This window comes from Butyricimonas sp. BSD2780061689_150309_C8 (assembly GCF_015560935.1).
In the GTDB taxonomy this organism is placed as follows: Bacteria; Bacteroidota; Bacteroidia; order Bacteroidales; family Marinifilaceae; genus Butyricimonas; species Butyricimonas paravirosa.
This window is the reverse complement of sequence record NZ_JADMSV010000019.1, coordinates 23,111-38,344: the sequence shown is the minus strand read 5'-3', so window position 1 is coordinate 38,344 and position 15,234 is coordinate 23,111. Positions and strand designations below refer to the sequence as shown.

Here is a 15,234-nt window from a genome sequence, read left to right as displayed (position 1 = left end):
TTGTGGGTGAAATGTTTAATAATTCATGTTATGAAAAAATGGAATAACATTATTTTTTTAGTTTTATCCATGCTTGTCGTGGGATGTAGTGACAATGATGAGAATCCGGTTGGTTTCTATACATCATCCGGTGGAGATCGTATCGAGGGTTTTTCGGCTTCCGTGGGAGAGAGTTGGTTGAGAGCAGGTGGTGGTAGCGGTGTTTACAAGGTTTCTTCGAGTGACGAGAGTATTGTGAAGGCTGAATTATCTCAGGAGGTTATCACGTTGAAGGCTTATAAGGTTGGGCAGGCAGAAATCACGATCGTGGATAGCCGGGAAGAGTCTGCCACAATTGAGATTACAGTGTGTCCTCTAATCAGAACGATCGAGGTGATGGAAACTCGTGCCTTTATCCGTTATTCTGATGGTAGAGATACATCGGATGTTGAAGAGAAGGTAAAGAAAGAAATTATCGAGAACATGGATATTGCCAAAGGGTGGCAGTTTAAGATGGTGTACGATCATTGGAATGGAACGTATGAAAGAGAGGGAAAGGTAACTGTTTATCAGGATGCGTCTCAAGAGGAGGGGATCGAAGGTACTTATTCGATGGGAAACGTGGAAAACAAAATTGCCTACACGTTTAAGTATGGGGATCGGGAGCATATCCTTCAGTTTCCTGAGATTTTGGAATCCGGTATAGCGAGAGATACGGGGCCCCAGCAAATGACTTGGATTGAGAATTATTCAGCAGAATATAAAGAAAAATATCCGGATGCGAATTTTAAGGAAGTCGTGTGTATTTTGCGGGTTTCGATATGGCGAAGATAGTTTTCAAGAGTAAGGATATTTGAAATTCCGGCATTATAGATGACGATTCAATTGATGTGTTAACGAGGGGAAAATATATCTTAATACTTTCGATATTATAGCTGATTTTTAATATATTTGTTGAATAATTTAGAGTTGTGTTGATGACATTGCTATATGAAGTCGTTATTCAGAGTCGTATATTTTCGAAAGTTTCTTAACGTGGTACTTTTGCCTAGGTTTACTATGGTTTGCAAAAGGGAAAGTAGGGGAATATTAGCTATTTCAATGTATGGCGGAAACGTGCTTTGTGACAAGGATGGAAGGAATCTGTGTGTGAAATTAATTCATGATAAGAATAATAATAGTGAGATAATATTGGGAGCGAGAGCTTTTAGGTATAATATAGAATAAAAATAAGTGATATGAGAAATCGGACGATAAGTATTGTCTGTATGCTGTTATGTTTGTTGGGAATAAGCCGGGTTTCGTTTGCCCAACAGGAAGATAATTTGTTACGGCGGGAGTATCAGGTGGCGATGGAGGAACACGTGCAAAATATGATTGCAGCATTATCCATGTACAGTTCGGATATTTATTACGAGAACGAGAACGTGTTGAGGACAAGGCGGGTGAAGTTGATCCGGGTGTTCTTCCGGTCAGAGCAAGCCAAAATGTACGATTTCTTGAAGATCGGGGTGGAAACGCAGGATAATTATCTGGATGTAATGGAGTTTCTAAGGACAATTCCGGTGGTGTTGCCCCGGGTGACGTTTAACATGAGCGTGGAGGAGATTTCCCCGTATGTGCGTTTGGCGAGTGGGGAGTTTAAACTACCGGTAAAGGTTGCCATCACGTTTGTTGACTTGAACACGAATCAAGAGAGAACAATGCCGTCAAGGGTGTATAACGTGTACTACTGGCAGTCAGAAAATGGTAATTTTGCCGTATCCTCGATGGATTTGTTGCGGGAACAGCAACAGACGGTGGTCAGGAACGAGGGCAATGCAAGCGAGTGGATAGCGCAAGGAGATAAATATTACAATGCCAAGAATTACACTTCGGCTTTGACCTATTATAAGCAGGCTGCGGAAGCCGGGAATGCTAGGGCGGCGACAATGGTCGGATGGATATACAAAAAAGGACTTGGGGTGACGGAGAATGCGGTAGAGGCGGTGAAATGGTATCGAATGGCAGCAAATGGCGGTAACGCTTCCGGGCAGGTGAATCTGGGTGATGCGTATTATACGGGAGAAGGAGTGACGAAGGATTATAACGAGGCATTCAAATGGTTCATGCAGGCAGCCCAGCAAGGGAATAGTACCGGGCAGAGTTGGCTTGCTATCATGTACCGGTATGGTTTTGGTGTGACGAAGGATGAAACCGAGGCCGTTAAATGGTATCGAAAAGCTGCGGATCAGGGAAGTGATTTTGGCCAGTATTATTTGGCAGAAATGTATGAAAACGGATACGGGGTTGAAAAAAATATGATGGAGGCTAGGAGATGGTATCAGAAAGCGGCTGATCAAGGGTATCAAAAAGCCAAAGATAAGTTGGCCAGTCTGGAGGTTGGTGTATCGGCTTCTGCCAGTGAAATTGGAGATTGGAAGAGCAAGGCTTACAAGTATTATAATGATAAACAGTATCGAGAGGCGATGACGTGGTTCCGAAAAGCTGCCGACGCTGGTGATGCGGGTGCGCAGTACTTCATGGGGGTGATGTATTTTTGTGGGTTGGATGTTACGAAGGATCATAAGGAAGCCGTGAAATGGTATAAACAGTCGGCTCTTGGTGGTGATATGCACGGGCAATATTCTTTCGGTGAGATGCGTGAGAATGGTTGGGGAATAGAGAAAAATATGGCGGAGGCCAAAACGTGGTATCAGAAATCGGCTGATCAAGGATATGATCGGGCTATTGAGAAACTAAAGGAGTTGTCGGGGACGGCTACAAGTTCTACTTCCGGCAAGACGTACAAGGAATACGAGAAAATGGCGGATGAGTATTACGATAAAAAGAATTACACGGAGGCATTGAAATATTATAAATTGTCAGCTTCAGGTAACGATGGGGGGGTACTCAATCGTTTGGGGTATATGTATTCGGCGGGCGTGGGTGTTGACGTGGATGTTACGGAGGCGGTGAAATGGTTCCGCAAGTCGGCAGAGCAGGGGTATATGATCGGGCAATATAATATGGGATTGATGTACGAGCTGGGAAGGGGTATTGGGAAGGACGTGAATGAGGCGATCCGTTGGTATCGTAAGGCTGCGGATCAAGGGTATCAAAATGCTAAGGATAAGCTGGCAACCCTGTCAGACACGGGAACAATTTTATCCAAGACGGAGATTAAATATTACGTGGATAAGGCGGATAAATATTACAAAGAGAAGAACTTTCAAGAAGCACTGAAGAATTACTTGATAGCCGCAAATGCCGGGGATGATTACGCTCAAAACTGGGTGGGATGGATGTATAAGAATGCAGAAGGGGTGGAGCAAAATTATATGGAAGCATACAAGTGGAATATGAAATCAGCCGAGAATGGAAATGGTTATGCCATGAATAGCTTGGGAATTATGTGTGAGAACGGGCAGGGGGTGGAGGTAAATCTTCCGAAAGCGGTGGAATGGTATCGGAAAGCTGCAAATGTCGGGAATTCGAATGGAGAGTATAATTTGGGGCGTATGTATCAAGATGGACGGGGAGTAACGAAGAATATTATTTTGGCGAAACAGTGGTTTGAAAAAGCGGCGGCACAGAATAATAGTGATGCGCAGAATAGTTTGGGAATTATCTATTATGATGGCGATGGTATTGCCAAGGATTACGCTAAAGCTATGGAGTGGTATCGGAAAGCGGCGGATCAAGGTAATATGTACGGGGAGTTTAACATTGGCTTGCTATATGAATTCGGTTACGGGGTGACCAAGAATCTGGATGAAGCTGCCAAGTGGTATCGTCGGGCGGCGAATAGGGGGATGGAACGGGCGAAGACCAAATTACAGGAGTTGGGACGATAAGTATTGAATAAAAAATTAGAATATATGGCTAGATTGAAGTGGGAATACAAGGATAAGGTGATTCGATTTTCAGCAAGTCACGAGGGGCAGGAGAGTGAATTTTATATTGATCCCCGGTTGGTAACTTATTTGACCGAAGGAAAGAAAATCTATGATTTCCAAGTGTATGTTCAGAAGGGACAGACGGACCCTTATGTGTTTGTCGGAAAATTCACTGATATGACCGTGGAGGAAGGCGTTCCGGAAGGATATGAATTTACCGAATCGGACCAGATAACAGATCATTGCTTTTGTATCTGTCGGGCGTTGAATTTACCGGACCCTTGGTTAAGTGGAGACGGGTGGCGTAGTGAACCTTGCTATTTTGTTGCTAGGAAATTGAACGTGGAGGTTCCTCCTGTTCCCCCGGTACCACCCGTGCCTCCGAAGAATGAGGATGTTCCCCCGGTGAAAGATAACAAGCCAGAGCCTCCCAAGGCACCTGTGGAGGAGCCGAAAAAAGAGCAGGATGAAAAGTCCGAACCGCCCAAGGAACCGGAGGTAAAACCGGAAGAAAAAGATATGGTGATATGCAAACGTTGTCAGACGAGACAGCGTATCACGAATCAGTATTGTAAACATTGCGGGGAGTCGTTCGTTCCCTTGGAGCGTTGTGGAAAATGTGGACGAGAAGTGCCGAAAAATGCTATTTATTGTCCATTTTGCGGTAAAAAGCGATAATAATGATATAAAATATAAAGTTCATGATAACACTTATTCCAAATTCCGGTGTACAGTTTATCACGAAGGAAGTGAATCTTTCTGATGATAAATTGAATAAGTTCAGACCTTTTGAGTATTACGAGGAGAAAGATGAAGAGGAGGAGGACGAAGATGTTTTTCTGTTCAAACTTCCCTACTATTTATCAAGGATTTCCAGTTATATAGAGAAGGCTCCAAGCGAGTCGGGAAATACGGTTATCAATGCCGAGGCTATCAACGTAGAGACGTGGGAGGTCATGGACGAGGAGAAGATTCTGGATCGGGTGATTCACCGTATTCCGGAAGAAGAGATTATTTCTATCCCGGCCCGGAAGGCATTGGAATGCTTTGAGAATAAGTGGTTACCTGTTCCGTATTTATTAAAGACGGCTGCCGGAGATAAATTTCATGACGGGCCGACAGCTTGGGCTCGGATGTGGTTCACGAAGATCGGAACGCTGGATCATGGAAAGACGGGGGCCACGCATCACGTGGTGTTTGCTTTTGACACGACGGAAGCGGAGAGGCAACATCGCTTCATGAGTTTGAAAGCACAGAATGCCCGTACAAACCAGTTTTTTGCAGTCCCTAGGGCTGAAAGTGATTTGTACCAGTATTGGTATGGAAATGAGTGGATTGACAATTGGTTACGGCAAATTGTCCCCTTGTCCGGTTCCGAGCGGGAAAAGGTGTTCACGCATGTGGGATATTATTTCCAACTGTTGAAAGTACTGTTGGGGTCAAATGTATTTGAAGAAATAGAGATTCCCGGACAAAAGGGAACGCAGGATATAGATGTAGATTTAGTGTTGGATATTGGAAATTCCCGAACTTGTGGGGTGATCTTTGAAACAGACCACGAGACTCCTTTCCAGTTCACGAATGCGGTACCTGTGGCAATACGGGATTTGGGTCAACCGAATCGGTTGTATCGGGAACCCTTTGAAATGCGGGTCGCTTTTCACGAGCAAGTGTTCGGTAACCGGATAGCCCGTATGGAGGCCGGGGACCAGAATATATTTAATTGGCCCAGCTTGGTTCGGGTGGGCAAAGAAGCGTTGCGTTATTCCGTGATCTTCGGGCAGAAATCCAATTCCTACATGTCAAGTCCGAAACGTTACTTGTGGGATTCCCGGAAACGTCCGGTGAGCTGGATGGTCGTTCCGGCCAATAAAGAGGCGGATTCGGCATCGGCCTTATTTGGTGTGGCTCATCATTTGACGGCAGACGGCGTGTTGTTGGAACGTGCTAGAGAAGATTTGGAGAAAAAGGGAGAAGGGCTGTTGCCTATCGCAGCGATGGAGGCGAACTATTCGAAAAGTTCGTTGATGACTTTCGCCATGTTCGAGATTTTATTACAGACACTTTCTTATATAAATAGTCATGAGTTTCGAGGAAATTCCCGCTTGAAACCGATGTACAAAGATTTTGCCCGGAAGTTAAAACGGGTTGTATTCACTTGTCCCACGGCCATGTTGGAGGAGGAGAAGAAAATATTGCGGGAACATGCTGAAGATGCCGTTCGTCTGTTAAAAGATTATTTCCCGTCTTCATTGGTTGACGAGGTAGAGATTATCCCGTCGGCAAAAGATATTGGCGTGGATAAGACTAAACGTAAAAATTGGGGATATGATGAGGCTACTTGTAATCAGTTGGCTTTCGTGTATGGCGAGATCATGCACCGTTTCCGAGGAGACGCAGGCCTCTTCTTCAAGTATTCACAGGTTTGGCAGGATTATCTGAAAGAGAAGAATGCGGTACGGATTGCCAGTATTGATATTGGTGGTGGTACTACGGACGTGATGGTTTGCGAGTATTCCAGGGACCCGGATGCGCATATTGTGGTGCTTTCTCCCGATCCGCTTTTCTGGGAAGGGTTTAACTTGGCAGGAGATGACATCGTGAAGAGTATTGTGGAAAGGGTGGTGCTGCCCCCGATTGCAGAATATGCCCGGGAACAGGGATGCACGTCCACTTTCGAATGTATGAATTTTCTGTTCGGTCCTCACTTGGGCACGCAAAACGGGACAATGCAACAATTACAGTTGATGTTCTCCACGCAGGTGGCTTACCCGATAGCCTTGGGTATTCTGGATCACGTGCGGGAAAACAGGAATGCTTGTTTCTACACCTTCAATGATTTCTACACGGACAATAAGCATGCAAATCCGGTGAATCAAGTGATTCAATACGTGAATGACGAGTTTAGAAATCATGGGGCTACTTCATTTAACTTATTGAATGTAAAGTGGAATATTGATAATCGTTTTATAAATCAGGTGATCGGGCAGGTAATTGAAAAGTTATTAGGGGATGTGTGTAAGAAGTTGAAAGCATACGAATGTGATTACGTGTTGCTTTCCGGTTGCCCGACGACCTTACCGGTTGTGAAAGACCTATTTTACAAGTACTTGCCTGTACCGCCGGAACGGGTTATCCCCATGGGTAACTATCGAATTGGAGAATGGTATCCGTTCTCTAATAATGCCGGGCAGATTAAAGACCCGAAGACTTGCGTGGCCGTGGGGGCGGCAATCGCTTTAATGAGTGGGGAGTTGATGCGCTTGGATAATTTCCGGCTGGACATCGGTAAGTTAAAAGAGAAATTCGAGTCAACGGCTAAATACATCGGTATTTATGACAAGATAAAGTCTCACTTGGCATCTATTTGCTTTGATGAGAACGAAAATAGTAAACAATTACGTTTCGATGGTCCCATGTTGCTCGGGTTTAAGCAATTCGAGGCGACGGAGTGGGTTGCCTCTCCCATGTATTTACTGGATTTTGCATCGTCGGAAAAGGCCCAGATGATTAAGGATAAGTTACCTTTATCCGTGAATATCGAGCGTTCGGAACGGAATCGGGAAGCGTTAAAGATCCGGGGGACTATTTACGATCGGGACGGGCATGCCGTATCACCGGAGTATCTGATTTTGCGGTTACAGACCTTGGCAGATGAGCAGGGGTATTGGTTGGATTCAGGGATCTTCTCGATTAACGATAACGTGGACGGCTTATGAATGTGACAAGAGAAAAATCCGCTTTGTTGTCCTGGGATATGCGGGGGGACGATGCCGAGCGTCTGGCAGCTTGGTTAACGACGTTTCTGGGGGAGGACGTATTCCGACGTCTGGAAGAGAATGAAAACTTGCACGTGTCCATGTTGGAGGAAAAGAAAGATGTCACGGGTTGGTTAACAGCAGGTTTAAAAACAATTCTGAAGTCGGAGGACTTGGAGTTGTTGGTGCAACGTGTGGAACAGGAAATACAAGAATTGCAGAAAAGATTGATCGTTGCCGAGGAAATTCAGGTTTCTAATCAGGATATAACGGCTGATTGTGAACGACAGAAAAGGGAGATAGAGGCTTTGGAGGTGAAGTTGGAGCCTTTGCAAAGAGAGGTGAACAGCTTGAAAAAGAAAGTGGCTGCATCCGTGGGAATTGATGTTATGGTGGATGCCGTTTTTTCCGGAGAAGCCGTGGAGATTCAGACCATAAATCAGCTGTTGAAAGAGGATATAAAGAATCCTTCCGAGGCATTGTCTGCCTTTTGCGTGGCGCTGGCAAAGACTTGGGGAATTTTAGTGCGAGCTTTGCAGAAAGAGGGTGAGGAGGAAGAGAAAATGGAAATTCTGCATGCCGCCTTGACTCGTGTGTTAGAGGCCTTGACGGGACTTTATATTCCCCAGCGGCGAGCCGTGTTGGAGCAGTTGGCTAAATTGTGTAATTCGAGGGTTTCGGATTACCTGTTTATTTCACCGGAAGAGAGTAAAGAAATTGATTTAAGGATTCACAACGCCGCGTCTATCGGGGGGAACCAGATACTGGAAGGGCGAACGTTTGCCGTGGTAAACCGTTCTTCCTACCAGACAGTGAAATACGCGGAAATCGAGGTTTGTTAACAATATAGAAAGATATAGAATATGAAAGATATAGTTGCTAAATGCCAGATCGTTGGACGAGGAATAAGTTCTGCCCTCCGGTGGATGGAAGAGTTCGCATCCGAAGAAAAGCAGCGAGCCTCCCTTGCTAAACTGAAAAAGTTAAACCGGGAGATTAAGAAGTTGGAACGGGCAACACATTTAAAGCCGGCCGTGGCTTTGTTCGGTCCCAGTCAGGCGGGTAAGTCTTTTATGGTGGGGCTGTTGGCAAAGAGTTCCAGCGATGAAGTGATGTACGTGGCGGACGATACGACCGGGAAAATGTATGATTTTACAGATCAGATCAATCCTCCCGGAGGAAAAGAATCTACCGGATTGGTTACTCGATTCACCGTAGAGCGACATGCGGGACAACCGGCAGATAAGCCGATTATGGTGAAATTGTTCAGCCAGGTGGATTTGGTGAAGATTATCGCCGTGGGATTTCATAAAAATATTATAGAACCCGCGACTTGCCCGAGAGAGCAATTGCTGGGAGAGGTGGAAAAGGTGTTGGCTGATTTGAGGGGAGAGATGCGGGAGACACCTTATCCGGAGATTGACGAGGATCAGATCATGGGTATCAAGGAATATTTATCCATGAAGTTAGGAGATAAATATATCATTCGTACGTTGGACGAGATGTCTTTCTGGGAAAGGGCAGCCGAGATATTGCCATACGTGTCTTGGGACAAACGGTATGAATTGTTGCAGTTCGTGTGGGGTAAACATGACTTCTTCAATGATTTGTTTATTTTGTTGAGCCGGGGATTGAGTACGTTGAATTTTGCCAATATGGCTTATGTTGGTTTTGACGCTTTGGTTCCGAGAGAAGTTTCTATCATCGACGTGAGTCGTTATTCCGAGATCAAGGAGAGTGAAGAGGAATGGTGCCGGAAAAATGCCCGGACGGGAGTGCGAACCAAATCACTGGAAGTTTCTGCCGGTGGTAAGTTGGCGAATATAGATCGGACGATATTGAGCGCACTTATTTCCGAATTGGTGCTGACATTACCCACGAACGTGTTGGAAGATCATAGTCGTGATTTTCTGAAGAATGCAGATATATTGGATTTCCCGGGAGAACGCTCGGCTGATATGTTCAAAGAGAGAGATTTCGTCGTGAAGGGATTTGAGGATCAGTTGAAAGTGTTTTTGCGGGGGCGGGTATCTTACCTGTTTGATTATTATAGTTTAAACTTTGGTATCAGTTCCTTGTGCTTGGTTCTGGGAGATGGTAATCACGAGGTGGCACAGTTGCCGCATTTGATTCTGGAGTGGATTCATGGAATACATGGGGAAAGTCCGGAGGCTCGTGCTCGTAAAGAGAGCGATACGAAAATGCTGACCGGACAGGATTACGCGAATCCGTTGTTTGTTATCCTTTCTAAGTTCAACACGGCATTTGATAAGGGAAATGCCATGAAAAAAGAGGGGTATTACAGTATATGGAATGGCCGTTTTGATGATAATTTCAGTCAGGCCTACACGAAGCAGATGACAGACGTGTGGACCAAAAAATGGACGGATAAGGATTCATTCAAGAATGTTTTCATTTTGAGAAACCCGATGTTCTCTAAAGCTTATTTTAAGAACCGGGGAGGGGAAACCCACGTGTGGGAAGAGGGATTAAAGGATGAGTTTGAAGTTATGATGAGCTATATGAGGGAGTCCTTCGTGACCGACGAGAATGTACGTTCTTTGGTGGATAAGCCGGAGGCTTGTTGGGATGATATGATTCAGCCGAATCATAGTGGTATTGATTATATGATGCCCTACTTGACCCCGATAACAGATCCCCGTATCAAGAAAAAACAAATAGAGGATGCCGTGGAACAGGTACGTAAGATCGTGCTGAATGAATTGGAACAGTATTACGTGGGGGGAAATATTGAAGTGGAGTTGAGTAAGGCGAAAAAGAATGCTTTACAGACTAACCTACTGATTGGCAAGATGATCTCCGAGCAACGAACAGGGAAATTTATTACCGCTTTGTCTTGTCCGGATTATGTGGCGAGAAGAGTGTACCAAGAGTTCGTGAACGGGCAGTTCGCGGTGCAGAAAGAGGTGAGTCAAGTAAACGTGTCGGATAACCAAGTATTGGTAGATTTACTGGATAGCTACGGTATTCAAGTTGTCCCCGGGAAAACCCGTTACGAGGAAATTATTTCACAGTTAAAGACGGTTACGGATATTGATGATGAAAAGATGTTGCTGGAGGTGATCGGAGAGGCTGGCATTGATGAGGCTGATTTACATGCTTTGGCTTTCTACGATCGGACAAAAGAGAATGATCCGGTGTACCAGTTTGTAAATCGTCTGGTAGGGGAGTGGTTGAGGCATATAGACAGTATGGACAGTTCTCGTTTGAAGGAGGAGTTTTGTATTGTGAACCCGGTGGCCTTTGTACAGGTTGTGGGGGTGCTGAAAGATAATTATGAACGGGTAGGGTTGAAAGAGCGTTTAGTGGATGCTCTTCGGAGCCAAGTGGAGAGTTATGATGTATCTCGGAATCAGAATTTCGAGTTGGTAACTCGTATCGCCTCTTCCGTTATAAATCAATTCGTGTTCTCTTTGGGATGGATATGGGTTCCTGTATCAGAACGTCCGGTTCAGAAATCATCCGGTACACCGATATTTACTCCGGGGGAGGAAGGAATGGATATTGCCCAGAGCTGGCGAACCGGTTTGGTGGAATCGTTCGTGGCCAATGTTTACTTCAAGAGTAAAGTAGATAATAAATCGAATTTGAAGTCGATGTCTAAACTAGGTGAGATTATTCATTCGATACAGGAAAATTAAGGGTATGAAAAGTCGTGAGTTGTTTAAGATAAAATTAGAGAATTATCGTCCTCTACTGTGGTATGGTGATACGGTTTTCGGCCGATACGCATCGATTAAGAATTTATTAGGTTCTCAATTCGGGCGAGAGTTTGCAAACGTGCTGGCAGAACCTTCCGTGATGGATGGTGAAAATGGAGTTCGATACGGGGTTTGGTATGCCGAGAACGTGGAGGAATACCGATCTTTTGATAAACTCGGGCCGGAGGAACAAGAGCAGGCTGCCAATCAACTCTCTGGGATTTTGGAAAAAGTGACAGCATTCGCGGATCAGTTATTGCAAAGCGGGGAGACTTCCCACAAGCAGATGGGTGAGATTCTGCATCTGGCATTCCGGGTCCCGGGATATGAATCTATTTATTGGGGTAACGGGCAAGTGATCTTGGTTTTATGGGGATTTGTTTCTGATGAGTTAAGCAAGAAAAGTTTTAGCTTGCGGGATGCATTGAGTCGATTCCGCCCCCAAGTGACACCCCCGGAACCTCCGACAAAGGTGACGCCTCCGCCTGTGCCGGAAACCGGAACTACTGGTATCACGGGAGACGTGAAAGAACCTGCTATTACTCCACCGCCTATTCCTGAAAAGAATAAGGAGATAAACAAAAACGTGGAGGAACATGAAAAGGATGTAAAGATAACGGATGAAACAACCACGGTTACGAAGGATGTAAAAGTAAAAAAAGCGTCTCGCTGGAGACTTTGGTGGGGAAAATGGTGGAAACGTTTATTGTGGATTTTACTAGCCTTATTACTCCTGTTATTATTGTTTTTCCTGTTGAATAACTCTCGTTGCGGAGGTTCAACAGGCCGGGATGAGACCACTCATATTTTAACGAATCCGGTACCGGGACGTGACCAAGATCGTTCGGGCGACCGAGATCGGCAGAATCCGGTGCCGCCTGTCCGAAGGGAACAGATTCCGGAGACGCCCCTCCCTATTAATAGAGACGATGTACGTCCCATGCCGGGAGATACATTGCAGCGTCCTATTGTGGGTAATCGCCTGAATGTTATTATTAACCGGGACAATACGATAGAAGAGTTTCTGGAAGATTTCAATGCAAGGTATGCGGATCAAGCTCAAGTCGTGTATTGCGATACGCTGGCTAACTTGTTGCAAGTACAATTTGCCACGGATGACATTGTTGTCTGGAAAGAAAGACTGCAAAAGTTGACGGGAGTCCGGATGGTTTTCACGGAAGGCGTCTTTGGTGCGGAAATGATACCGGATGAGCCGGGTTTTAAGGATGCGGATGAGTCTTATTATTTTAAACTCATCCGGGCTTTTCAGGGATGGGATGTGACGATGGGAAGGGAGGATGTTGTTGTTGCGGTCATTGACAACGCTTTCGATTTGGAACACGAAGAGTTGAAAGGTCAATGTGTCAATCCTTGGAATATCATGACTAATTCGCCGGATGTGAACACGTATGGGGGAACGCAGCGTCATGGGACCCACGTGGCCTCGTTGGTTGTTGGAGCCATAAATGGAGTGGGGGTTTCCGGAATAGCCCCGGGATGTAAAGTGATGCCGATACAGGTGGGTGTTGAGGACGGGAGTATGCCGACGTCTGCCATCATCAAAGGTTTCCTGTACGCTTTAAAACAAGGGGTACAAGTTATAAGTATTTCCATCGGGAGTAATCCTCAGGAAGGAACGGATCAGCTGCCGTGGGATGTACAGGAACAGATCGGGCAAACTACTTTCGTTGAAGAAGGAATGTTCTGGAATGAATTATATGTCTATGCAGAGGAATGTGGCGTGTTGGTGGTGGAATGTGCGGGAAATGAAAACATATTGACCGTCGTTGACCCGATGAAACGTTCCGATAAAGTTTTATATGTAGGAGCTGTCGGAGTGAATGCCGAGCCAGCTTGGTTCTCGAATTTTGGGAAATATGTATCCATTTGCGCCCCCGGTATGAGTATCTATAATGCCATCCCGGATAATAAGTATGATTTTTTACAAGGAACGAGTATGTCAACTCCTATTGTTGCCGGAGCGGCAGCTTTGCTGTTTTCACTTGGGGATGATGTCAAGTTTACGGACGTTAAGGAGGCTTTAGTGAAGACAGCCATACCTTTGCCGGGGAACGGGGTACGTAAGCAAATCGGAAACTTGTTGCAAGTAGATAAAGCGATGGCCTATCTTCAGAAGAATAATCCTTTGCTTGCGGATCCATGTACTCGTAAAATAGACAGTTTAGAACGGGAAATCGAGCGTTTGAAAAAACAATTAAATCAACACTGATGCTACTACTGAGGACAACCGGATTGGAGCATGTTGTTCCTATTGTCAGGGACAATCTGGAATTGATTGCTTTATACCGTCAAATAAAGAGTAACCTGGGAAGAAATGAGGAATATCGTATTTTCGCGGAACCTAGTATTGACCGTTTCAAGAAACAAATTAGCTGGTACACGGAATACGAGGAAGAATTTTCTCCTTTGCGGGCTGTTTTTGCGTCCTGTTCTTTGCAAGTTCAGGACGAAATAAAATCCGCTCTAAAAGAGAAGATTGATACCGTGTTGGCCCATTTTAATCCGGACAATGGGGTGAAGAATCCCGATTACGTGGCATTTTATCAATTACTGTTGCAATGTATCGAGATCCCCTCACTGGAAGATTGCGTATACATGAGTCGCTTGGCGGACGGTACGTTACATTTCGTGCTAACGGAATGGGGGTTCTTGAGCAACACGTCAAATGCAGAAATGGGGATTATCCAGAAGATAAGACCCTTGAGAAATGTCATGATCGATTGCATTTATACGGATGGAACTCCGGCAAGCCAAGTTTTACTGCATTTCAAGCAAGGAGAACGTACTTGGAAAGCGATGACTGACGGGAATGGAAAATGTAATTTTTCTTTGCCTGTCGGGACTTCTTTCGAGGCTTATGACGTGCGGGAAGAAGGGAAACAACGTTTCTTGAAAGGGTTTAACGTGTTGGATCACGCGAAATACCAGTTGGTTTTGGAGGCAGAGGATAAGCCAATGCCACCTCCGGTACCCCCGGTTCCGCCCAAACAAGGAACCCCGCCTCCGGTACCCCCGTTGGGTGTGAAACAACCAGCAGAGGCCCCGCTTCCGCATAACCGGAAGACGGTGCATGTAATGAATCATTTGAACGAGGTGTTGACAGGAGTTCCCGTGCATGTTTGGGGGGAAGGGTTCAATCTCCGGACAACAACGGATGAGAATGGGAATTTCTATCTGCATGATGTCTGGGGAACTAAAAAAGTGAAAATGAAGATCGGTGATGCTCCCGGGAAATTAAAGATCGTGCCGGATGCAGACTATTATCAAATGACAGTTTATCCCAAGAAAAAGAGACCTTGGTGGCTTTGGTTGTTGGGTATATTGTTATTACTTCTGTTATTATGGCTGTTGCGGGATTGCAGTTGTTCGTGTCAGCGACCGACAGGTGTCCCTGTTTTACCGGATTCTACTGTTACGCACCGGGAGACTGTTCCGGCTCCACCGGATTCATTGGCGGAACCTCCCCGAGATACCGTGTTGCGAGGTGAAAGAGGTTCTCTGAGAATAAATTTGCAGTGGGGTAGCACGGATGATTTGGATTTGCTCGTGATTAATCCCTGTTCGGATACGATCTATTACAAGCGTAAACGACAGGTTTGTGGCGGTTGTACAGGAACTTTGGATGTAGATGCAAATGCAAAACCGGAAATGGCTATCGCGAATCCTCAGGAAAATATATTCTTTGACGAATTGCCCCGGGGAGAAATTCAAGTAGGGGTGCAGATGTATAATAAACGGGTATCGAACACTTGTCCGTTTAGAATAACAATTCAAGCTCATAATTTTGAGCAAGTGATAGATACTGTACTTGTTTTTGATAGATTAAGGGAAAATATGATTATTTTTACCAAGAAATTTGATTGATGTATATAGATA

8 protein-coding genes are annotated in these 15,234 nt (G+C 45.2%); all 8 read left to right on the top strand.

Annotation, left to right across the window (positions count from 1 at the left end; all coding sequences use genetic code 11):
- The first annotated feature begins 30 nt into the window (after positions 1–30).
- Entirely contained in the window at positions 31–813 is a 783-nt protein-coding gene (locus I2I33_RS13950) for a hypothetical protein (protein ID WP_087420310.1), read from the top strand.
- 404 nt (positions 814–1,217) lie between these two features.
- Complete coding sequence (locus tag I2I33_RS13945) at positions 1,218–3,815, top strand: tetratricopeptide repeat protein (protein ID WP_087420308.1); 2,598 nt, start codon at positions 1,218–1,220, stop codon at positions 3,813–3,815.
- A gap of 24 nt (positions 3,816–3,839) precedes the next feature.
- Entirely contained in the window at positions 3,840–4,535 is a 696-nt protein-coding gene (locus I2I33_RS13940; RefSeq protein WP_087420307.1) for a zinc ribbon domain-containing protein, read from the top strand.
- 23 nt (positions 4,536–4,558) lie between these two features.
- Positions 4,559–7,576 (top strand): virulence factor SrfB, encoded by a 3,018-nt coding sequence (locus tag I2I33_RS13935; RefSeq protein WP_087420306.1) that lies wholly within the window; start codon positions 4,559–4,561, stop codon positions 7,574–7,576.
- The gene (locus I2I33_RS13930; RefSeq protein WP_087420305.1) at positions 7,573–8,457 is read left to right on the top strand and encodes a hypothetical protein; all 885 of its coding nucleotides are present in this window, start codon (positions 7,573–7,575) and stop codon (positions 8,455–8,457) included. The genes I2I33_RS13935 and I2I33_RS13930 overlap by 4 nt, the downstream gene beginning before the upstream one ends.
- A 21-nt stretch (positions 8,458–8,478) precedes the next feature.
- Positions 8,479–11,277 (top strand): virulence factor SrfC family protein, encoded by a 2,799-nt coding sequence (locus I2I33_RS13925; RefSeq protein ID WP_087420304.1) that lies wholly within the window; start codon positions 8,479–8,481, stop codon positions 11,275–11,277.
- Positions 11,278–11,281: 4 nt separating this feature from the next.
- Positions 11,282–13,567 carry a S8 family peptidase gene (locus tag I2I33_RS13920; RefSeq protein ID WP_195666821.1) on the top strand — a complete coding sequence of 762 codons (2,286 nt, stop codon included), beginning with the start codon at positions 11,282–11,284 and terminating at the stop codon, positions 13,565–13,567.
- Positions 13,567–15,222 (top strand): hypothetical protein, encoded by a 1,656-nt coding sequence (locus tag I2I33_RS13915; protein ID WP_087420302.1) that lies wholly within the window; start codon positions 13,567–13,569, stop codon positions 15,220–15,222. The genes I2I33_RS13920 and I2I33_RS13915 overlap by 1 nt, the downstream gene beginning before the upstream one ends.
- Positions 15,223–15,234: the final 12 nt, after the last annotated feature.

Coding starts and splice junctions, on each gene's coding strand:
- I2I33_RS13915 (WP_087420302.1), top strand. CDS start 13,567: ATGCTACTACTGAGGACAACCGGATTGGAGCATGTTGTTCCTATTGTC.
- I2I33_RS13930 (WP_087420305.1), top strand. CDS start 7,573: ATGAATGTGACAAGAGAAAAATCCGCTTTGTTGTCCTGGGATATGCGG.
- I2I33_RS13920 (WP_195666821.1), top strand. CDS start 11,282: ATGAAAAGTCGTGAGTTGTTTAAGATAAAATTAGAGAATTATCGTCCT.
- I2I33_RS13950 (WP_087420310.1), top strand. CDS start 31: ATGAAAAAATGGAATAACATTATTTTTTTAGTTTTATCCATGCTTGTC.
- I2I33_RS13940 (WP_087420307.1), top strand. CDS start 3,840: ATGGCTAGATTGAAGTGGGAATACAAGGATAAGGTGATTCGATTTTCA.
- I2I33_RS13935 (WP_087420306.1), top strand. CDS start 4,559: ATGATAACACTTATTCCAAATTCCGGTGTACAGTTTATCACGAAGGAA.
- I2I33_RS13945 (WP_087420308.1), top strand. CDS start 1,218: ATGAGAAATCGGACGATAAGTATTGTCTGTATGCTGTTATGTTTGTTG.
- I2I33_RS13925 (WP_087420304.1), top strand. CDS start 8,479: ATGAAAGATATAGTTGCTAAATGCCAGATCGTTGGACGAGGAATAAGT.